The sequence below is a fragment of the Salimicrobium flavidum genome, assembly GCF_900156645.1.
GTDB classification, from domain to species: Bacteria; Bacillota; Bacilli; order Bacillales; family Halobacillaceae; genus Salimicrobium; species Salimicrobium flavidum.
Genome location: NZ_FTOC01000001.1, coordinates 584046 through 604413 on the forward strand (window position 1 = coordinate 584046; position 20368 = coordinate 604413).

Here is a 20368-nt window from a genome sequence, read left to right on the forward strand (position 1 = left end):
AGCATTTTTTATTATCATATCATATTCAGGCTGCCCTACGCTTCATCAGCCATAGGAAATAAGGGGCGCCAAGAACAGCTACCAGAATACCGGACGGAATCTCCGCCGGAGCCAGGAGCGTACGGCTGAACAGATCAGCAACCACCAGCAAAAGTCCTCCTATCATCATCGCTACGGGGAGAAGACGCTGATTCACCGTCCCTACAAACAAGCGTGCCGCATGAGGAGCGATCAACCCGATGAACCCGATTGATCCGACAGCTGCCACACTGCTAGCAGCAAGTAGGGTAGCAATCAATGCCATCTGAAACCGGACCGAGCGAACGTCAAGCCCTAATCCTTTCGCAGTATCATCACCGAGAGCTAGCACGTCCAGCTTTTTAATATAGAAAAACAGAATCGGTATGAGCAGAATGATCGGCCATATCAAGTATGAAAAAAGTTCCCCGTAGCCAGTGGCGTAGGTGGTCCCAGATAACCAGGTAAGGGCTGACGCTACCCCCATATCCGCTCTTACGACGAGGATTTGGATGATAGCCTGACCAAAAGCACTGACACCGATACCGAGAAGAGCAAGCATCGTAGGTTGAAATTCCATCTTAGCTCCCAGGAACATGACAAAGAAGAAAAACACAATAGCTCCTACCATAGCACCGAGCGGTATCCAGGCAGCAGAAACGGAAAATACATACATCGTCATAAGTGCGCCTACTCCCGCCCCTGAAGTAATTCCGATTACAGAGGGATCTGCGAGCGGGTTACGGAGCACCCCCTGGAAGATAAGACCACTGACCGCCAGAATGGCTCCACTGGCAAATGCTACGATAGCACGGGGAAGACGTAATTCAAGTATGAAAGTTTGTATGAACGACTCTGCCGTCCCCTGAAAAACAGCTATCGTCTGTCCTGGATCGAAGCCATAATTACCTGTAGACATACTGACGAAAACAACCAACAATACAAGAGATGCAAATATCGGAAGCAGCACTCGAAGGCGTATTTGTACAAGAGAGGAGCCCGCCATAACAGCACCTCCTTCAGACAAACCACTCCGTTTCATGCGAAGCACGAGCCAGATGAGCCACGGTGCGCCTATCAAAGCTGTAATCGCCCCCACCGGTAATTCAGAAAACGAGGGGTCTATGAAACGAGCCAGCACATCTGCCATAAGTAGGACATTGGCTCCCCATAAAAAAGAACCAAAGAGCAGTGATGTATGGGAACGAAATCCGATAAGCTTAATGATGTGAGGGGCTACAAGACCGACAAAGCCGATAGGACCAACGACGCTCACTGTTACTGAAGTCAATAAGACACTAAGTATGATTGTGACAAACTTGACAGTCCTGACATTTTGTCCAAGCGCTGTAGCAACCTCGTCCCCAAGCATCAGCGTGTCTAATTTCCTCGCAAATACCAGCACGATGAAGAAAGAAGCAGCAATGATTGGAAGAGCGAATTGTACCCCTCCCCAGCTATTTTGCACTAAAGTCCCCGATCCCCATAAAAACAAACCCTGGCTCTCATTCTCATAGAAAATTTGCAGTACGCTCGTGAGGGAAGAAAAGAGAAACGTAACGATCATCCCTGCAAGCACCATTCGAACCGGCGTTGCATTACTGCCCCCGGAGAGAACATAAACAATCACAAACGTCCCTACGCCTCCAAGAAAAGCAGTGACTATTCCGTTCATGAATAATGCGAACGGAAAAAAGATAGTCGTTACAACAACAGCAAAATATGTTCCTGAATGAATACCAAGAGTACTCGCTGAAGATAGAGGGTTCTTCGTCACCGTTTGTAGAACTACACCGGAAACGGCTAGAGCCCCACCTGCTATTATTCCCATCACCGCTCGCGGAAGACGCAACACTCTAACAGTGTGATGCTGAAGAGTATCCTCAGGAGAAAAGATAGCTTCAAGCACAGTAAGTACAGGGATAGTAACGTTCCCCTGGTTGATATGTATCCATGTAAGCATCACTAATAGAAATAAACCTCCCCCGAAAGTAAGGAGAGTTTTCCATGCTATTTTCCAGTTTATCATCATAACCATTCATTCCTTCATCTATTAACAGAAAGACGCGCATGATTATGCGCGTCTTATCCGTTTATTCCTCATTTCCTTCAATTGTAGCATCTACAGCCTGAGTGGCCAATTTCTCAGCAGAGATCGGTCCGCCAAATGTCCACGTATCCCCAGGCATCTGATAGGTCCGGCCCTCCTGGACGAAATCGAGTTCTTCCCATACAGGATTCCCAGCCAGCTGGTTCGAAAAGATATTATCATCTTCCTGCACGATGTAGTAGAAATGTGAATCCTGGTAATTCTGTAACGTCTCTACGGTCGTTTCCGTATACCCGTAAATCTCAAGTTCTTCGGAAGAATGGGCGTTTTGAAGGCCCAATTCCCCCATCACATTCGCTACCATCGAATTATCTGTAAAGAGTCGAAGCGTCGGCGTGTTTTGGGCCGTGAACGCCTGAGTCATGATGTAATTGATATCACCTACTCCGGCTTCATCAAGGCGCCCGGCTTCTTCCTCGAAATGTGAGTTCATCTCATCCAGTCTTTTGCTCACTGCCTCTTCCTGTCCGAGGATCTGACCCATCGTTTCAAATTCTGATTTCATCGCAGCCATCTGATTCTGAGCACTCTCTTCAGAGTAAGGAGCAAACATCACAGTCGGCGCAATCTCCTCCAGTTGTTCCTGGATTCCTTCATGACGGAACTGAACACCGACAATCAGGTCAGGATCGAGTCGGGAGATAGCTTCAAGGTTCGGTTCCTGACGAGTCCCTACATCCTCTACGTTTTCTCCAAGTTCAATCCCGGTATCTACCCAGTTACCGAAGCCTTCTTTATCCGCTACACCTACAGGCTCCATGTCAAGGGCCTGAAGATATTCAGCATACGTCCACTCCAGAACGACTACGTTTTCAGGAGTCCCTTCGATCGTCTTCTCTCCTGTGGCATCTTCAATCGTCACTGTACGGGTATCCTCGGAACTACCGCTTTCTTCCGTATTTTCATTATCTTCTGTACCTTCTTCTGATTGCTCCTCATTACCTCCACATGCAGTTAAAACTAGCGCAAATAGAGTAAGGATAGCAAGTAGCCATATCTTCTTCATGATTCTCTCCCCTTCATGTATGTAATTGATAAAGATTCTCATTATAAGGTTATCGTATATGAGATTTCAATGAAAGTCAATGAAAATCATTCTCAATTATCAAATAAAAGAACTCCCCTTATTACAGGGAAGTTCTTCCATTAATCACGGGAGGCTTCGAATGCTGAAATGGCATCCTCATAATTGAGCGTAACGGAAATTTCATCCCACCCGTTCAGAAGCATGTTTTTATGATACTCACTCACTTCAAAAGAGGCGGACCATCCATTTTCATCGTATACTTTTTGACTCTTAAGATCCACAATGAGATGGTACGTCTCTTTTTCAGCATGCTCTATAATCTGCTGCACTTCTTCTCCGGAAAGCGGCACGGGGAGGATTCCATTCTTGAAACAGTTGCTGTAAAAAATATCAGCAAAACTAGGTGCGATCACAACGCGGAAACCGTAGTCCTGAATCGCCCAGGGCGCATGTTCCCGGGAAGAGCCGCAGCCGAAATTTTCTCCGGCGATCAGAATAGAAGCTCCTTCGTACTCGGGGTAATTCAGTGAAAAATCATCACGCAGATTACCATCATCATCATAACGCCAATTATAGAACAGGAACTTGCCGAACCCTTGACGTTCAATACGCTTCAGGAATTGCTTCGGTATGATTTGGTCGGTATCGATATTGGTCCGGTTCAAAGGATACACAAGACCGGTATGCTTCACGAATGCTTCCATACTATCACCCTTTCACCAGCTGGTCATATTTACGAACGTCCACAAAGTGACCTTCTATTGCAGCCACAGCTGCCATCTCAGGACTGACGAGGTGGGTTCTGGCACCATTCCCCTGTCTCCCTTCAAAGTTACGGTTCGACGTTGAAGCGCAATGTTCACCTGGAGGGACAATATCGTCATTCATACCGAGACACATACTGCAACCGGCAGAACGCCATTCAAATCCGGCTTCTGTAAATACTTTGTCCAACCCTTCTTCTTCCGCCTGTTGTTTCACAGCGAATGAACCAGGAACAACCATAGCGCGAATTCCTTCATGAACTGTACGTCCTTCCACAATACTTGCAGCTTTTCTCAAATCAGCCAAACGGGAATTCGTACAGGAGCCGATGAATACGTGTTGAAGTTCGATAGATTCGATCGGCTGGTTCGGTTCAAGTCCCATATATTCAAGAGCCCGGCGTACACTATCCGAATCATCTTCGACTTCATCTGGGTCCGGGACTTTTGCAGATACAGGGACACACTGTGATGGGTTCGTCCCCCACGATACCTGAGGTTCGATTTCATCTGCATCGATTTCCACCGTGGAATCGTACGTCGCTCCTTCATCCGTGGCAAGAGCGAGCCACTCTTGTTTAGCCTGCTCAAAATCTTCGCCTTTCGGTGCGTGACGACGACCTTCCACGAACTGAACCGTTTTTTCATCGGGACTGATCAATCCGGCACGCGCTCCGCCTTCAATCGACATGTTACAGATAGTCATCCGTTCTTCCATCGACAGGTCACGGATAGCTTCCCCCGTATATTCCATAACGTACCCGGTGCCGAAACGGACACCGAATTTGGAGATAATCGCAAGAATAAGATCTTTCGCTGTTACGCCAGTCCCAAGTTTTCCATTCACTTTGACCTGAAGGGTCTGGGGCGGGGACTGCCATAGTGTCTGCGTGGAAAGAACGTGCTCCACTTCACTGGTACCGATACCGAAAGCAAGGGCTCCGAAAGCTCCATGGGTCGAGGTATGGCTGTCACCGCAAACGATCGTTTTCCCTGGTTGTGTCAGCCCGAGCTCAGGACCGATGATATGGACGATGCCCTGGTCCGGGTGATGGATATCAGCCAGAGAAACTCCGAATTCCTCACAGTTTTCCTCTAGTTTCTCCATCTGCTTTTTAGAAATCGCATCTTTGATGACGTTACGATGGATCGTAGGTACGTTGTGGTCCATCGTAGCAAAAGTCAAATCAGGACGACGTACTTTCCTGTCATTCATACGAAGCCCCTCAAACGCCTGAGGTGAAGTTACTTCATGGACAAGATGAAGGTCGACATAGAGGAGATCCGGCTTTCCCTCCTCCTGGTGTACGACGTGGTTATCCCAAATTTTTTCAATGATAGTTTTCGGTTGGTTCATGCCAGTTCTCTCCTTCCCCTCACGCATAACAGCGCATAATATTAGCTGTCGTGTCTTCTGAAGTAATCTGTTCAATTACTTTTCTCGTCATGTCATTGCATCCATGTTCTATCCCATTCATTATAGACAAATCAGCCGTATGATAACCTGCATCCAGAACTTCCTGCACAGCTTTCTCAATGTGATCGGCTTCCTTTTCCATTCCAAAGGAGTGTTTCAACATCATGGCTGTAGATAGAATCATCGCCAATGGATTCGCTTTATCCTCGCCTGCAATATCAGGAGCGGATCCATGTACCGGTTCAAACAGTCCTGTACCATCTTCTCTGAGACTTGCAGAAGGAAGCAGTCCAAGTGATCCTGTCAGAACGCTCGCTTCATCACTTAAAATATCACCGAACATATTCTCCGTTACGATAACGTCAAAAGATGAAGGGTTGGTGACCAGCTTCATTGCAGCGGCATCGACCAGCATATGATCAACTTCGACATCAGGATATTTTTCCTTTTTCTCCTCGACTACTTCTCTCCACATTCGGCTCGACTCAAGAACATTCGCTTTATCTACAGAGGTCAAATGGTTCCGCCGTTTGCTGGCACTTTCAAAACCTTTTTCCACAATACGCTCAATCTCTTTCCTTGTATATTGCAGCGTATCCACGACACCGCTGCCGTCCTCTGTTCGTTCCTGTGGCCGTCCGAAATACAGGCCGCCCGTCAGTTCACGGACGATGAGTAAATCACTGTTCTCTACTACTTCCTGCTTTAACGGAGAAGCATGAAGCAATTGTTTGAATCCTTTCACAGGACGGAGATTCGCAAACAGACCGAGTTGTTTTCTTATTCCAAGCAACCCTTTCTCCGGTCGCTCAGCTCCGGGCAGGTGATCCCATTTCGGGCCACCGACGGCTCCAAGAAGTACAGCATCGGCTTTCCTTGCAGCTGCCACTGTTTTCTCAGGAAGCGGGGTGCCTGCCTCGTCAATCGCCGCTCCACCTATTAGTTGTTCCTCGAATGTGAAATTATGCCCGTTTCTTTCTGCAACTGCCTCTAATACGAGGCGAGCCGCTTTTGTTACCTCTTTTCCGATGCCGTCTCCCGGCAACAACACGATATGTTTGTTCATCAAGGTCCCCTCCTTATGCTTCTTTGACAGGTACGCGGTTCTGTTTGTAAAGCGTCCGGTTCACTGCATTCAAGAATGCGTTAGCCGATGCTTCTAATACGTCCTGGGCCGATCCTCTTCCTGATGATTTCACACCATTGATCGTCATCTGTACATGAACTTCAGCCAATGCGTCACGGCCGCGGCCGATGGAGCTGAGCTGATAATCCTCAAGGTGTATAGCTTCGTCGACCAATTCGTCGATGGTATTATAAAGAGCTTCCACACTACCTTCTCCTGTTTGAGCTTTCTCGACTTCTTCCCCGTCCGGACGCGTCAACATTACAGTAGCTGTAGGACGGCTCAAGTTGCCATAATGCACCTGGAATGCATGCATTTTGTATTGAGGCAAGTCTCCCATTTCCGTCTGTTTATCGGTAAGAATCGCAAAGATATCTTCATCCGTCACTTCTTTCTTCTTGCCGGTCAAATCTTTGAACGAAGCGAATGCATCCTTCAATTTATCTTCCGGAAGATTGTGAAAGCCGAGCTCCTCAGCTTTATCCGTGAACGCATGACGTCCGGAATGTTTTCCGAGTACAAGACTGTTTGAATCGATTCCTACCATGGATGGGGTGATGATTTCATACGTGGAAGCGTTTTTCAGTACTCCATCCTGGTGAATGCCTGATTCATGCGCGAAAGCATTTCTTCCGACAACTGCTTTGTTCCCTGGTACAGCCATACCGGTAAGACGTGATACTAGATCACTTGTCCGCTTCGTTTCTTTCAAATTGATGCTCAAGTCTTTCTTATAATAATCTTTACGGATCTCAAGAGCGATCGCAACTTCTTCAATCGCAGCGTTTCCGGCGCGTTCGCCTATACCGTTGATGGTGCCTTCGATTTGCGTAGCTCCGTTTTCGATGGCAGCGATGGTGTTACTGACCGCCATCCCCATATCGTCGTGACAGTGAGCGGAAAGGTCCACTTTATCCACATTCGGAACGTTTTCCCGGATATGACGGAACATCGCTCCGTATTCCGCAGGTGTCGTATAACCGACAGTGTCCGGAAGGTTGATGACCGTAGCTCCTGCGTCGATCACTTTTTCGATGATGCGTACGAGGAAACCCATCTCTGAACGGGAGGCATCTTCTGCCGACCATTCTACATGAGTGAAACGTTCCTTCGCATATTTCACAGCATCTACAGCCTGCTCGATCACTTCATCTTCGGTTTTCATAAGTTTGTACTTCATGTGGATCGGGGAAGTGGCCAAAAACACGTGAACGCGAGGTTCAGCTGCATATTTCAACGCTTCCCAGCAAGCATCTATATCCTTATGATGACAACGGGCAAGTCCGGTAACCGAAGCATTCTTGACCGTCTGGGCGATTTCTTTCACCGATTCGAAATCTTCGGTGGAGGAGACCGGAAAACCGGCCTCCATAATATCTACACCAAAGCGATCCAGTTGCTTAGCGATTTCCAGTTTTTCCAACCGGTTCAAGTTCACACCCGGAGACTGTTCCCCGTCCCGCAAAGTTGTGTCGAAAATTTTCACATCAGCCATTGTTCACCACTTCCTTTTCCTTTTCGGATTTGCCTTTGACAAATGGCATCAACTTACGAAGCTCTCGACCCACCTCTTCAATCTGACTGTTGTTTTCACGGTTGTTGATCGCTTGGAACTCCGGACGATTCGCCTGGTTCTCGAGAATCCATCCTTTTGCGAATTTACCGGTCTGGATGTCTTCAAGTACTTCCTTCATACGGTCTTTCGTCTCGTCATTCACGACACGAGGACCGGAAACGAAGTCACCCCACTGTGCTGTATCGGAAACAGAATAACGCATATTCTCAAGACCGCCTTCATACATTAGATCGACAATCAGTTTCAGTTCATGCATACATTCGAAGTACGCGACTTCCGGCTGATAGCCTGCTTCAGTCAATGTTTCGAAACCTGCTTTTACGAGGTTGGATAACCCGCCGCAAAGTACGGCCTGTTCCCCGAAAAGATCCGTTTCTGTCTCTTCCTGGAAGCTTGTTTCAAGAACTCCGGCACGGCCGCCGCCGATGCCTTTAGCGTATGCTAGAGCAATATCTTTCGCCTGGCCGGACGGATTCTGTTCGACACCGATCAGTGCAGGGACCCCTGCTCCATCTTCGAAAGTACGGCGAACGAGATGTCCCGGTCCTTTCGGTGCTACGAGAAAGACGTCCACGTCCGATGGAGGAACGACCTGGTTGAAGTGTACGTTGAAACCGTGTGCGAACGCCAAAGCGTTTCCTGCTTCAAGGTTCGGTTTGATATGTTCTTCGAAAATCGCCGGCTGATATTCATCCGGGAGAAGTACCATAATGACATCCGCCACTTTCGTCGCTTCCGCCACTGTTTTCACTTCCACACCGTCCTGCTCTGCTTTCTCCCAGGACTTCCCTTTACGAAGACCTACCACTACGTCAAAACCGCTCTCTTTCAGGTTGAGTGCATGTGCATGACCCTGCGAACCGTACCCGATCACGGCGACCTTTTTATTCTGTAGTACCTCTGCATCGATATCGTTGTGATAATAAACTGTTGTCATAATAAACATCCTCCTCTAATTAATTTAAAATGGAATAAGGTTTCATTTCTGTCTGCTGGCGCTGTTGTCCTCTTGTAAAGGCTGTTACGCCTGTACGCGCCAGTTCTTTCAGACCATAAGGCCTTAAGAGCTCAATTAAAGCATCCACTTTATCCGAGTCTCCGGTGATTTGGACGGTCATACTTTCCTTGCTTACATCAATGATGGTAGCACGGAAGGGTTCGATGATCGCCTGAAGCTCTCCCCGTTGCTGGGGAGTGGTAAGAACCTTGATCATCGCAAGTTCCCTAGCCACTATCTGCTTGTCTGTGATGTCGGATACTTTGATGACGTCGATCTGTTTGTTCAACTGTTTCGATAGCTGCTCGAGTTTCCGTTCATCCTCGACATCCACGACGAATGTCATTTTGGAAACTCCTTCTGTTTCCGTCCTGCCGACCGAGATACTCTCAATATTGAACTGCCGTTTGGCAAGTAGGCCGGTCACCCTGTTCAGTACGCCGCTCCGGTTGTGGACCGTGGCGGTGATTATTCGTCTCATGGCTTCATCACTCCTATCATTTCATGGCTTCCTTTCCCGGGAGCAATCATCGGATAGACATTTTCCAACTGTACAACACGGCAGTCGATTATCGCCGGTTTATCATTATTCAGAATAGCATCCAGTTTTTCATCTATCTCCTGCACACTTTCCATCTTATAGCCGTGAAGCCCATATGCTTCCGCCAATTTCACAAAATCAGGCTGCGTCTCAATGATGGAGTGGGAATAGCGTTCATCGTAAAATTTCTCCTGCCACTGTCTTACCATGCCGAGCGCCTGGTTGTTGACGATGAGAATCTTGACCGGAAGTCCTCTTTCCTGAAGCAGGGACATTTCCTGCATCGTCATTTGGAAGCCACCGTCTCCGACAATGGCGACTACTGTAGAATCTTTCGCTGCAATCTGTGCGCCGATCGCTGCCGGAAAACCGAAGCCCATCGTTCCGAGACCTCCGGAAGTAACCCACCGATCAGGACGATTGAAGGTATAATACTGAGCTGCCCACATCTGATGCTGACCGACATCAGTGGTCACTACCGCTTCTCCCTTGGTGAACTGATGGACTTTTCTGAGCAGATACTGAGGAAGAATCACGTCTTCCGACTCGTTGTGCCACAATGGGTAGTTCTGTTTATTGTTCTCCAGCTTCTCCATCCATTCCTGATGATCGAGTGCAGCCGGTTCGAGTTCATTCAGCTTGTCAATCGCTCTCTTCGCATCTGATACGATCGGTATTTCAGTCGGTACGTTCTTTCCTATTTCCGCTGGATCAATATCGATGTGAGCGACTCTCGCATTCGGCGCGAAGTGCTTCAGGTTACCAGTCAGCCGATCATCGAAGCGTCCTCCGATATTGATAAGAAGGTCACATTCATAAAGTGCCATGTTGGCAGCGTAAGTCCCGTGCATTCCTGCCATCCCTAAGAACCTGTGATGATCGCCAGGAAATGCCCCAAGTCCGAGAAGGGTCGAAGTTACAGGAACATCATAATTTTCAACGAACTGTTTCAATGCTTCAGAGCCTCCAGCATGAAGAATGCCGGCTCCGGTAAGAACTACAGGCTTTTTGGCAATGAGTAGAGCTTCACGCAGTTTATTGATCTGCAATGGGTTCGGTTTGATGGTCGGCTGATATCCTGGCAAGTGGAACTCACTCTGCACATCTTTTTCATATACAGTCGCCGATATATCCTTAGGAATATCAACCACGACCGGCCCCGGACGTCCGGTGGAGGCGATGTGAAACGCCTCATTCACGATACGGGGAAGGTCTTCAAGGTCCTGCACCTGATAGTTGTGTTTCGTTATCGGTGTCGTGATTCCCATCACATCCGATTCCTGGAAGGCATCTGTCCCGATGACACTCTTGGCAACCTGGCCTGTAAAGACGACCAGGGGTAACGAATCCATCATGGCATCCGCGATTCCGGTAATCAGATTTGTAGCTCCAGGGCCTGATGTTCCGATTACTACGGTCGGTTTCCGGGATACACGCGCATACCCTTCTGCTGCGTGTATGCCTCCCTGCTCATGTCGCGGAAGAACATGATCAAAGCTTCCCTCGGCCCGGTATAGTGCATCATATATAGGAAGCACCGCTCCTCCGGGGTAACCGAAAATAGTCTCCACCTTCTGATCGATCAACGCCTCCACCAGCAGATCGGCCCCCGTTTTCACTATTGGCTTCGTGTCTGTTGTCGGTTTCGGCTCTGCACTCGCTCTCATGTTCATCATCCTCCTGTCGTTCATGATATCTTATCTTTTAATAAACAAAAAAACCTTTTCATCCCTCTCCAAGTTGTTTTTCAGGCAAAAATTGCCGGAATGTCTCGGAAAAAGGGGCGAAAAGGTTATTCTTTCCACGGTACCACCCTCGTTTTGCAAAGCGTATGCTTTGCCTCCTGGAACAGGTTTTTCTGCTCCTTTTGATAACGGGTGACAGACACCCGGCTCCACCTACTAAGATTCCCTTTCAGTGTGAGCACTCAAGGACGATGTCGGATTAAGACGTAATGCCAGGCTTCCAGCAACCCTGACTCTCTGTGAATACGTGATCTTAAACCTTTCTTCCTATCATCGTGTTCATTATATGGTTCATCCAACTTGCACTTCATTGTTCGATGGATATACACTGCATCCATCTGTAGTCGTCATCTTGCGAAATTCTGATAATAGATGATTCGTGATGGTGCCCGGCTCCCCGTCACCGATCGCTCTTTGGTCCACCTCTACAGCTGCGATCACTTCTACAGCTGTTCCGGTGAGGAATACTTCATCGGCTACATAGACATCGTGTCTCGTGAAAGGCTGTTCCACCATTTCATATCCCAATTCGTTCGCAATATCTATAATAGCGTTTCTCGTAATCCCTTCAAGGGCTCCGAGATATACCGGTGGAGTGAAAATTTTACCTTTTTTCACGATGAATACGTTATCGGCAGATCCTTCGGTAACATAACCCTGGTCATTCAACATGAGTGCTTCATCGACCCCGGCCTGGTTCGCTTCCATCTTGACGAGGATATTGTTCAGGTAGTTGAGCGATTTCACCTGGGGTGAAAGAACATCAGGTCTGTTTCGACGGCTTGCTACAGTAGCGAGGCGAACTCCTCTTTCGTAAAGTTCTTTAGGAAATAAAGAAAGTGCTTCTGCGATGACAACCAGTCGCGGCTCAGAGCAGGAGACAGGATTCAAGCCGAGATCTCCGATGCCTCGGGAGACGACCACCCGGATGTACGCTGATTCCAATTCATTTTTGCGGATCGTTTCAGCGATAATCTGCTCTAATTCCTCCTTATCATAGGGAATATCGAGCATGACCGACTTTGCCGAGTCATATAATCGATCGAGGTGTTCATCAAGCTTGAAGATGTTTCCTTCATAAGCTCTAATTCCTTCAAACACCCCGTCTCCATATAGGAAACCGTGGTCGTAAACGGAGATCGATGCCTCCTGTTTCGTTACGAATTCGCCGCTTAAAAATATCCATTGGCTGCTCATCCTTAGCACTCCTTTCTATCAATATTTTTTATTCGTCATTGATTGTTTATCAGTTTTTAAAGGGGACCCTGATCACTATTTTTAAATAGATTTTTCAGGGTCAAGAAAAGAGGTCTTTTCCAAACAATTCGCCTCGCTCCGACGAGTACGAAATGCTTATTGATGATAACTTTAATACGCTTTAGGACAAAGGTCAACAGCTATTATGCAATTTTTCAGAACACTTAAAATAGTCAAAACTGAGTAAAGCGCTTCCATTGTTGTCACCATTGGTTTAAAGGGGAAAAGCAGCTTTTCTTTTTTTCTTTTTTATCTTAAAAAATAAAAGAATCGATGCACCGTTTCCATCGATTTCTCCTGGACTAAAAGTCGCGCCACTCCCTTCTCACACGAAAAATATACTGCTCTTGATTCCGTGTTTCTACCATTGAATTTACTCGCTATATTTTCTGGATCTACACACTACTCAATTGAGTCATGTTTATCTTTTCTAAATGAAAGATCCCGATTGAAGGATAGCTCTCCTTTCAACCGGGATCTTTTGTTCCCGGGGATTATAATGTATAGGTGGCTAGCGCTTTATGCACATCAGCTATACTATTTCCCTTTTTGAACTGCTTTCTGATCGGCTCCTGGTTCCCGCTCAACCAAATTGTCAGTTCAGAATCCATATCGAACGTCCCGGCGGTTTCAACGCTGAAATGGACGATACTTCTATAAGGAACGGAGTGATATTCCACTTTCTTTCCGGTCACGCCCTGTTTATCTACAAGTAATAGACGTTTATCAGTAAACAGGAAAAGATCGCGATAGACATTATACCCCCGGGCGACCGTTTCTCCTTCTACCAGAATATCTTCAAGTTCTTCTTCAAGTTTGGATAAGTCCACTTCAGAGGCGTTTCCCATCAAGTTATCCAAAAATCCCATATTCCTCATCTCCTTTTCTCTTGTTGATTAATCTTATACAATATATCCCCGTTACGGGCGCGTTTAACACGTCCTCTCAGAAAAATCAAATAGCATATCCTAAGGATTTTGATGTATAACGTACTAATCACAAGTAATTGGAAAGCAACTTATATTCAACTGAAGCTGAAGTAAAGCTTTGCTTATTTATCTATACTCATAACGATTAAGCTCGTTTGATATATTTCTGAATAATGGCTATCATTATAAACGTGTTCGTAAGAGAGCACAAAATCAGTTTTAAGTGTTAGCCAAAGGAGGCCAATTATTCTGATGAAAACAGCTACCAAGACAGCGGAGATCATCTACGACAAACCTAGCGTAGAAGATGGAGCTGCAATGTGGGAGTTAGTGAATGAATCTACCCTCGATCAAAATTCCCCTTACAAATATATAATGATGTGCGAGTTTTTCCAGGAAACGTGCGTTACAGCGAAAGAAGACGGCAAGCTCGTCGGATTTGTAACAGCATTTATTCCCCCGGAAAAGCCTGACGTCATTTTCGTATGGCAAATAGGTATAGGTGAAGATCAACGTGGTAAAGGGATTGCAACAGGACTGTTGAAAGAATTGACGAATCGTACAATCAGCAATGAAGTACGTTACCTCGAAGCGACAGTGACCCCTTCCAATGATGCATCCAGTGCCCTTTTTAAAGGATTTGCCGACAAAAATGATGTTACTTGCACTGTTACCCCATGTTTCAACAAAGAATTATTCCCCGGAGATGAACACGAAGAAGAATTGACATTCCGTATCGGACCACTTGATAAACAATAAGGAGGATTTATACATGGAAAATGATCTGAAAGTATTCGAAAACCTGGAATCTGAAGTACGTTCTTATTCCCGCAGTTTTCCCGCCGTATTTACAAAAGCTAAAGGTTCTCTTATTTGGGATAGAGAAGGAAAAGAGTATGTTGACTTTTTCTGCGGTGCAGGCGCACTCAACTATGGTCACAACGACCCGAACATGAAGCAGAAGCTTATCGACTATATTATGAGCGACGGAATTACACATAGTCTGGATAAAGCGACCACTCCGAGAGAGGATTTCCTCACTACATTCAACAACACTATCCTTAAACCTCGTAACCTGGACTATAAAGTCATGTTCCCTGGACCTACAGGAACGAATACTGTCGAAAGTGCGCTTAAACTTGCCCGTAAAGTTACAGGACGCACCGAAGTAATCACGTTCACAAATGGATTCCATGGAATGACCATCGGAGCTTTGTCTGTCACTGGTAATGCCTTCAAACGTAAAGGAGCAGGTATTCCCCTTCATAATGCTGTTACCATGCCATATGACCGCTATATGGATGATACGACAGATTCTCTCGACTATCTTGAGCATTACCTCGAAGACGGGGGAAGCGGTGTGGAAGTTCCAGCTGCAGTCATCCTTGAAACCGTTCAGGGTGAAGGTGGCCTGAACTGGGCCTCGAACAAATGGCTGAAACGCCTCGAAGAGTTATGTAATCGTTTTGAGATTCTTCTTATCATTGACGACGTGCAAGCGGGCGTTGGTCGTACCGGTACATTCTTCAGTTTTGAACCGGCTGAAATCAAACCGGACATCGTATGTATGTCCAAATCGATCGGTGGGTATGGTTCTCCATTCGCCATTACACTGATTAAGCCGGAATATGACATTTGGGCTCCAGGGGAGCACAACGGCACATTCCGTGGTAATAACCACGCCATGGTCACAGCCACAGAAGCTCTTAAATACTGGAATGACCCAGCTTTTGAAAAAGCTATTCATGAAAAAATCGAAAAAATGACTGCATTTTTGAATCGCATCGTCAAAGACTACCCTGAATTGGACGGGTATGTTAAAGGACGTGGACTTATGCAGGGAATCTCCTGCGGAGTCGAAGGCATAGCTGAAGACGTTGCTGCTGAAGCTTTCGACCGCGCCTTGATAATGGAAACGGCAGGAGCAGATGATGAAGTATTCAAACTCTTCCCTGCAATCAATATGGATGACGAAACGCTCGAACGCGGCTTTTCCATCATCGAAGAATCTGTAAAAGCTGCGGTAGCAAAAAATGAACCGGTAACCAACTAAACAGGAGGAACTTTAGATATGAGAGTAATCAAACTTGAAGACATTTTAGGTACAGAACAGGAAGTTAAGGCCGATACGTGGGAGTCCCGTCGTCTTGTATTGAAAAAAGACGGCATGGGCTACTCTGTCCACGATACGATCATTAAAGCTGGAACTGAGACTCACATATGGTATCAGAACCACCTTGAAGCAGTTTATTGTATTCAAGGCGAAGGTGAAGTCGAAACATTGAAAGATGGAAAAGTCCATCCTATCAAGAAAAATGAAATCTATATTCTTGATGAACATGACGAACATCTCCTTCGTGCTTATGAAGGTGAAGATATGCGTATGGTATGTGTGTTCCTACCGGCTATCACAGGCCAGGAAACGCACGATGAAAACGGGGTCTACCCGGTACTCGAAGACTGATTCAAATATCCGAAGAACGTTGAACAGGTCCTGATCCCCCTCAGGACCTGTTTTTTTGCCCACTGTCGGTACCTTTGATCATTTGATTAATCTGCAGGGTTTCCGGGTATATATAAGATGCCCCATAAAGTAACGTCGGGGCTTATTTTCAAGGAGGGGTCTCTTATGGAAACATTACAAAATAAAACAGCTATCATTACAGGTGCAAGTAGCGGAATCGGTAAAACGATCGCACATCATTTAGCGAGAGAAGGCACAAATGTCGTTCTCGCAGCCCGTAGATCTGAGAAATTGAAACAGCTTTCTCAAGAAGTGAAAGACGAACATAATGTAAAAACGAAAGTTGTAGAAACTGATGTTACCAAAAAAGAGGATTTAGAAAATCTTGTAAAAGAAACGAAAGATGCTTTTGGATCAGTCGACATCTTCGTTAATAATGCCGGAGTTATGCTCCTTTCTTTCCTCAAAAACGATCACGTGGACGAGTGGGAGCAAATGGTCGATGTGAATATCAAAGGCGTCCTTTTCGGTATTCATGCGACGCTTCCGACAATGATTGAACAGGAGTCGGGGCACGTCATCAATATCTCTTCAGTGGCCGGCCATGAAGTATTCCCATCGAGTGCTGTCTACAGTGCTACGAAATACGCTGTCCGTGCTCTATCCATGGGGATGGAAAAAGAACTCTCACGTACAGGCGTAAGAGTTACAAATATTTCGCCGGGTGCTGTAGACACAGAGCTCACAGAACATATCACAGACGGTGATGTTCTCGATATGTTCCAGGGCCGCAGCACTGAAACACTCAATGCCGAAGACATCGCTAAAGCTGTCACCTACGCCGTGACCCAACCATCTCACGTCAATGTCAACGAAGTGATGGTACGCCCAATGCAGAAATAAAGTGTGGAAACTTCCGGTTAAAAGCTCTGGCCTAAGCAGAACGATCACAAGAAAGACGCTTTAATTGTTGCTGTTCAGACAAGAAAAGAAACCCGTACTGACTAAACTACGTCAGTACGGGATTCTTTTTCATCAAGATGGAGCCTGTCACCGAGCACAAGCAGCGATTGATTGATTTTCCAAACATAGTGGAGGTGGTGGATAAGATCACCTTTCGTTTCGGAACCGGCAGGAGCATAGGTTTCAATAATTTCCCGCTCCTTTTTCAGGTCGTAGAGCACCCCCGCCTTCTTCTCCTCTTTTAAACTGATCCGCAGCGTTTGCAGATTGTGCGTAATTTTTTCTTCTGTCCGTTCCAGTTCCCGACGCACCGTTTCGTCATAGGAAAATTCTTTCTGATAGGAAGAGGCGACCAGCTGTTTTGCGTAATAATTGATAGCTGTGAATATCGTCATCCACCCCGGTAACCCGGAGTATTTGCGGATGCCGGGCCCTTGCATTACCGGTTTTGCTTCGTCCTCCATCAGCTTCAGTATTCCATCAAGTTCAAAAGCACTATCCGCAAGGTTTTTCACACCCTTGTCACGGAACCCCTTTAAATAATCTATTACATATGTCTCCAGTTCTTCGAGATATTCTTCAAATGTGTCCGTCACTTTACTCATCGTCCTGGTCGGATAAATGTAAGACACTACGATGAGAGCAATCAAAGCACCGGCGACAGTATCGATCACTCGTGCTGCGAGCAGCTCATAGGTGATTCCCCCAAGAATAAGGTCGTACATAAAAGCAATAAGCATAGTGATAAAGACACTCATCACTGTATAAGAAACGGTAAGCATATAAAATGCGCAGAAGATGACAAAAAAGACGAGAATCAGTTCCACTACAGCATAGCCGGAGACGGCTGTAGCCAATCCGAATCCGAGCACTGCGCCGATCACTGTCCCGATAGACCGTTCCAGTCCTTTCAAATATGTGCGACCGACTGTGTCTGTACCTATTTGAACGATGAAAGTCGTCAAAATCACCCAGTAGGGTTGGATAGGAGAAATGAGATGACCCACGACAATAGCAATCGAACCTGCGATCAAAGCCTGAATCGCCTTTTTCGTCGAAGGTTTCATCCCTTCTTCATTCTCTTCTTCCTCCTCTTCCTCCGCTTCTTCTTCGACCCTTCGTTCATTATGCATAGAACGCCTGATTTCCATCGCACCTTTTATCACATGCCCGGCGATCGCTTCAATACGACGAAGCAGATACAGCCATCCCCCAGGTCGGTCCACTTGGCTATCGAAAAGATCATCGATGACCTGTCTTAATTCCCGGAGTGTTTCATTCGCTTTTTCGAGATCCTGAATGTCGTAAGAATGCTTCAGAACCTCCGCTTTACGCAAATGATCGAGGACATCGATAAGTAGTCTGCGGATCCTGCCGTTTTCGAAAGCACGATCTTCTTTAAGCCTTTGGAGGCTGTCGGACATTGTCGTCACGAGCATCGCTGCGTCGAATAAATAAAGCCTTACCTGCGCTGTTGAAAGCCCCGGCCATAGTCCCTGTATCTCGTGATCCTTCACATCAGTAGCCACGCTTCTGGCGTACTCGCGAAGCTTTCTTGCATTCGAATCCAGGACCGCTTTCTTTTCTTCGAGAAGTTTCTCGTCGCGGATCACTTCTTCCAAAAGGTCAAAGGTCAAATTAGCCTGCCTATGGAAAGACTGCATACTGTGAGTCAATAAACGTGTCGAATCTTTGAACAATTTGAAATTATACGTATAGGCACTTGTAGTACCCAGAACAATCGCCATATAAAACCAGGGGAATTCCTGTGGGGCCAATCCTAAAAAAGAAGCTAGATAAGTAGTAAGAAACCCTACCATTCCGAGGGAGAAGTAGCGACTTCCGAATCGTGAAAAATAAAAAGCACTGGCCGTAACAAGAATCATCAGACCGCTTACAAGAAAGACGTTTTCTGACAAAAGAGAGCCCATCGTCACCCCGAAAACACCGGAAAGCGGCAAGAGAAGTGTCGTCTGCTTTTTTTCTTTTTCCGTGTCGTCCATCACGACCATGATTCCCATCATGCCGAGCATTCCAGCAAGAATGGAGGGCAGCAAAGGGTCTTTACCGGAAACACTCAGAATAAACATAACGATGAATACGGAGGTCATAAGACTCAAACTCGCTTTTCCGGCCTGTCTGAAACGTTTCCGGCCGGGATCGGTCGCTAACAATCGTTCCCACCAGTAAATAGCACTTCTTTTCACTTTTCTCCCCCCTTTTGTCAATATGTATCCTTTTATATGATACGCACTCTGACTCCATTCAGCAAATGACGCGTCCCTACCAGAAAGCGAAACCGTTTACATTCATGCGAAAATTTGCTATTGTACGTTAAAAAGGGGCGGCCTATGAAACGAATTTCCCTTGCACTACTTTTATTCACTGCATCCTGCACTGCTACTGATCAGGAACCTTCCCCTGCCACTCAGGACACGGATAATGACTCCTCCCAACCATCCCAGGAAAATGGCATCATAGCAACGAACTTCAACACTCCGTGGTCCATCGCCCCTGCTGAAGATGGTTATTTCATTACAGAACGTGGCGGCCAGTTGTTTTCCGTCACTGAAGATGGAGATATTTCCGAACAGACCCTTGAACTCTCCTCCTCCCTCTACACAGGAGGAGAAGCCGGATTGCTAGGTCTTGTTATGCTTGATGAGGAGGAAGCTTACGTCTATTATTCCTATGAAAGCAATAATGGACCGCGTAACCGCGTGGCAAAAATTGAGCGCTCGGAGCAGACGTGGTCAGAAACAGATGTAATCATCGATGAAATCCCCGGCGGCAGGATCCATAACGGAGGAAGGCTTGAAATCGGCCCTGATGAGCATGTGTACATCACCACAGGAGATGCCGGCAACCCCGATACAGCGCAGAACACAGACAGTCTGGCAGGTAAAATTCTCCGTATGAACATCGACGGAAGTATACCGGAAGATAACCCTTTTGAAGAATCGTACGTCTATACCTATGGTCACCGTAATCCTCAAGGGGTCACCTGGACCGAAGACGGGACGATGTACAGCACCGAACACGGACAAAATGCTCATGATGAAATCAACAGGATCGAACCCGGACAGAATTATGGTTGGCCTGTCATCCAGGGGGATGAAGAAAACGAAGGAATGGAAACACCGCTTTACCACACAGGAGACGACACATGGGCTCCTTCCGGGGTGGATGCTTATGAAGGACATCTATATATCGCCGCTCTCCGCGGGGAGCGTCTGATTGAATTTTCACCGGAAACCTCTGAAACCTCGGTGATTTCCAATGAGTACGGACGTATCCGTGATATTCATTTCACAGAAGAGTTCGGGCTTGGAATTACCAGTAACAGGGATGGGCGTGGCAATCCTGACGAAAATGACGATGTATTCTTCCGCTTCACGCCATAGAGAATCACATATAAGTATGCTATAATTCTT

General features: G+C 46.6%; 17 protein-coding genes. 5 read left to right on the top strand and 12 right to left on the bottom strand.

Annotated elements, in window-relative coordinates:
• Positions 1-25 precede the first annotated feature (25 nt).
• The 11 genes from BW944_RS02985 to BW944_RS03035 all read right to left on the bottom strand — a co-directional run bounded on the left by BW944_RS02985 (position 26) and on the right by BW944_RS03035 (position 13447).
• On the bottom strand, positions 26-2047 hold the full coding sequence (locus BW944_RS02985) for an iron ABC transporter permease (protein WP_076556918.1): 2022 nt from the start codon (positions 2045-2047) through the stop codon (positions 26-28).
• A 64-nt stretch (positions 2048-2111) separates the two neighbouring features.
• Positions 2112-3134 (bottom strand): ABC transporter substrate-binding protein, encoded by a 1023-nt coding sequence (locus BW944_RS02990; RefSeq protein ID WP_076556848.1) that lies wholly within the window; start codon positions 3132-3134, stop codon positions 2112-2114.
• Between the two features lie 140 nt (positions 3135-3274).
• A complete protein-coding gene (gene leuD / locus BW944_RS02995; protein ID WP_076556849.1) occupies positions 3275-3859 on the bottom strand; it encodes a 3-isopropylmalate dehydratase small subunit in 585 nt (194 codons plus the stop codon).
• A gap of 4 nt (positions 3860-3863) precedes the next feature.
• The gene (gene leuC / locus BW944_RS03000; protein WP_076556850.1) at positions 3864-5276 is read right to left on the bottom strand and encodes a 3-isopropylmalate dehydratase large subunit; all 1413 of its coding nucleotides are present in this window, start codon (positions 5274-5276) and stop codon (positions 3864-3866) included.
• Positions 5277-5295: 19 nt separating this feature from the next.
• Positions 5296-6402, bottom strand: coding sequence for a 3-isopropylmalate dehydrogenase (leuB, locus tag BW944_RS03005; RefSeq protein WP_076556851.1), 1107 nt, complete (start codon positions 6400-6402; stop codon positions 5296-5298).
• A 13-nt stretch (positions 6403-6415) separates the two neighbouring features.
• Complete coding sequence (locus BW944_RS03010) at positions 6416-7957, bottom strand: 2-isopropylmalate synthase (RefSeq protein WP_076556852.1); 1542 nt, start codon at positions 7955-7957, stop codon at positions 6416-6418.
• The gene (ilvC, locus tag BW944_RS03015) at positions 7950-8975 is read right to left on the bottom strand and encodes a ketol-acid reductoisomerase (RefSeq protein ID WP_076556853.1); all 1026 of its coding nucleotides are present in this window, start codon (positions 8973-8975) and stop codon (positions 7950-7952) included. Before ilvC ends, BW944_RS03010 begins: the two co-directional genes overlap by 8 nt.
• A gap of 19 nt (positions 8976-8994) precedes the next feature.
• Entirely contained in the window at positions 8995-9516 is a 522-nt protein-coding gene (gene ilvN / locus BW944_RS03020; protein WP_076556854.1) for an acetolactate synthase small subunit, read from the bottom strand.
• Positions 9513-11243: a biosynthetic-type acetolactate synthase large subunit gene (ilvB, locus tag BW944_RS03025; RefSeq protein WP_076556855.1), complete on the bottom strand. Its 1731-nt coding sequence runs from the start codon at positions 11241-11243 to the stop codon at positions 9513-9515. The genes ilvN and ilvB overlap by 4 nt, the downstream gene beginning before the upstream one ends.
• 369 nt (positions 11244-11612) lie before the next feature.
• Positions 11613-12518 (bottom strand): branched-chain-amino-acid transaminase, encoded by a 906-nt coding sequence (ilvE, locus tag BW944_RS03030; RefSeq protein WP_076556856.1) that lies wholly within the window; start codon positions 12516-12518, stop codon positions 11613-11615.
• A 554-nt stretch (positions 12519-13072) separates the two neighbouring features.
• The gene (locus BW944_RS03035; protein WP_076556857.1) at positions 13073-13447 is read right to left on the bottom strand and encodes a PH domain-containing protein; all 375 of its coding nucleotides are present in this window, start codon (positions 13445-13447) and stop codon (positions 13073-13075) included.
• A gap of 312 nt (positions 13448-13759) precedes the next feature.
• Here BW944_RS03035 and ectA point away from each other — a divergent pair, with 312 nt between their 5' ends.
• The 4 genes from ectA to BW944_RS03055 all read left to right on the top strand — a co-directional run bounded on the left by ectA (position 13760) and on the right by BW944_RS03055 (position 16874).
• Positions 13760-14266, top strand: coding sequence for a diaminobutyrate acetyltransferase (gene ectA / locus BW944_RS03040; protein ID WP_076556858.1), 507 nt, complete (start codon positions 13760-13762; stop codon positions 14264-14266).
• A gap of 13 nt (positions 14267-14279) precedes the next feature.
• Positions 14280-15560, top strand: coding sequence for a diaminobutyrate--2-oxoglutarate transaminase (ectB, locus tag BW944_RS03045; RefSeq protein WP_076556859.1), 1281 nt, complete (start codon positions 14280-14282; stop codon positions 15558-15560).
• Between the two features lie 18 nt (positions 15561-15578).
• Positions 15579-15971, top strand: a complete 393-nt coding sequence (locus tag BW944_RS03050) for an ectoine synthase (protein WP_076556860.1) — start codon at positions 15579-15581, stop codon at positions 15969-15971.
• A gap of 165 nt (positions 15972-16136) precedes the next feature.
• The gene (locus BW944_RS03055) at positions 16137-16874 is read left to right on the top strand and encodes an SDR family oxidoreductase (protein ID WP_076556861.1); all 738 of its coding nucleotides are present in this window, start codon (positions 16137-16139) and stop codon (positions 16872-16874) included.
• Positions 16875-16975: 101 nt separating this feature from the next.
• On the opposite strand, the gene BW944_RS03060 is transcribed toward BW944_RS03055, so the two are convergent.
• Entirely contained in the window at positions 16976-19141 is a 2166-nt protein-coding gene (locus BW944_RS03060; protein WP_076556862.1) for an FUSC family protein, read from the bottom strand.
• Between the two features lie 144 nt (positions 19142-19285).
• Here BW944_RS03060 and BW944_RS03065 point away from each other — a divergent pair, with 144 nt between their 5' ends.
• Positions 19286-20338, top strand: coding sequence for a PQQ-dependent sugar dehydrogenase (locus BW944_RS03065; RefSeq protein ID WP_076556863.1), 1053 nt, complete (start codon positions 19286-19288; stop codon positions 20336-20338).
• The last annotated feature ends 30 nt before the right edge of the window (positions 20339-20368 follow it).

Coding starts and splice junctions, on each gene's coding strand:
- BW944_RS02985 (WP_076556918.1), bottom strand. CDS start 2,047: ATGATAAACTGGAAAATAGCATGGAAAACTCTCCTTACTTTCGGGGGA.
- BW944_RS02990 (WP_076556848.1), bottom strand. CDS start 3,134: ATGAAGAAGATATGGCTACTTGCTATCCTTACTCTATTTGCGCTAGTT.
- leuD (WP_076556849.1), bottom strand. CDS start 3,859: ATGGAAGCATTCGTGAAGCATACCGGTCTTGTGTATCCTTTGAACCGG.
- leuC (WP_076556850.1), bottom strand. CDS start 5,276: ATGAACCAACCGAAAACTATCATTGAAAAAATTTGGGATAACCACGTC.
- leuB (WP_076556851.1), bottom strand. CDS start 6,402: ATGAACAAACATATCGTGTTGTTGCCGGGAGACGGCATCGGAAAAGAG.
- BW944_RS03010 (WP_076556852.1), bottom strand. CDS start 7,957: ATGGCTGATGTGAAAATTTTCGACACAACTTTGCGGGACGGGGAACAG.
- ilvC (WP_076556853.1), bottom strand. CDS start 8,975: ATGACAACAGTTTATTATCACAACGATATCGATGCAGAGGTACTACAG.
- ilvN (WP_076556854.1), bottom strand. CDS start 9,516: ATGAGACGAATAATCACCGCCACGGTCCACAACCGGAGCGGCGTACTG.
- ilvB (WP_076556855.1), bottom strand. CDS start 11,243: ATGAGAGCGAGTGCAGAGCCGAAACCGACAACAGACACGAAGCCAATA.
- ilvE (WP_076556856.1), bottom strand. CDS start 12,518: ATGAGCAGCCAATGGATATTTTTAAGCGGCGAATTCGTAACGAAACAG.
- BW944_RS03035 (WP_076556857.1), bottom strand. CDS start 13,447: ATGGGATTTTTGGATAACTTGATGGGAAACGCCTCTGAAGTGGACTTA.
- ectA (WP_076556858.1), top strand. CDS start 13,760: ATGAAAACAGCTACCAAGACAGCGGAGATCATCTACGACAAACCTAGC.
- ectB (WP_076556859.1), top strand. CDS start 14,280: ATGGAAAATGATCTGAAAGTATTCGAAAACCTGGAATCTGAAGTACGT.
- BW944_RS03050 (WP_076556860.1), top strand. CDS start 15,579: ATGAGAGTAATCAAACTTGAAGACATTTTAGGTACAGAACAGGAAGTT.
- BW944_RS03055 (WP_076556861.1), top strand. CDS start 16,137: ATGGAAACATTACAAAATAAAACAGCTATCATTACAGGTGCAAGTAGC.
- BW944_RS03065 (WP_076556863.1), top strand. CDS start 19,286: ATGAAACGAATTTCCCTTGCACTACTTTTATTCACTGCATCCTGCACT.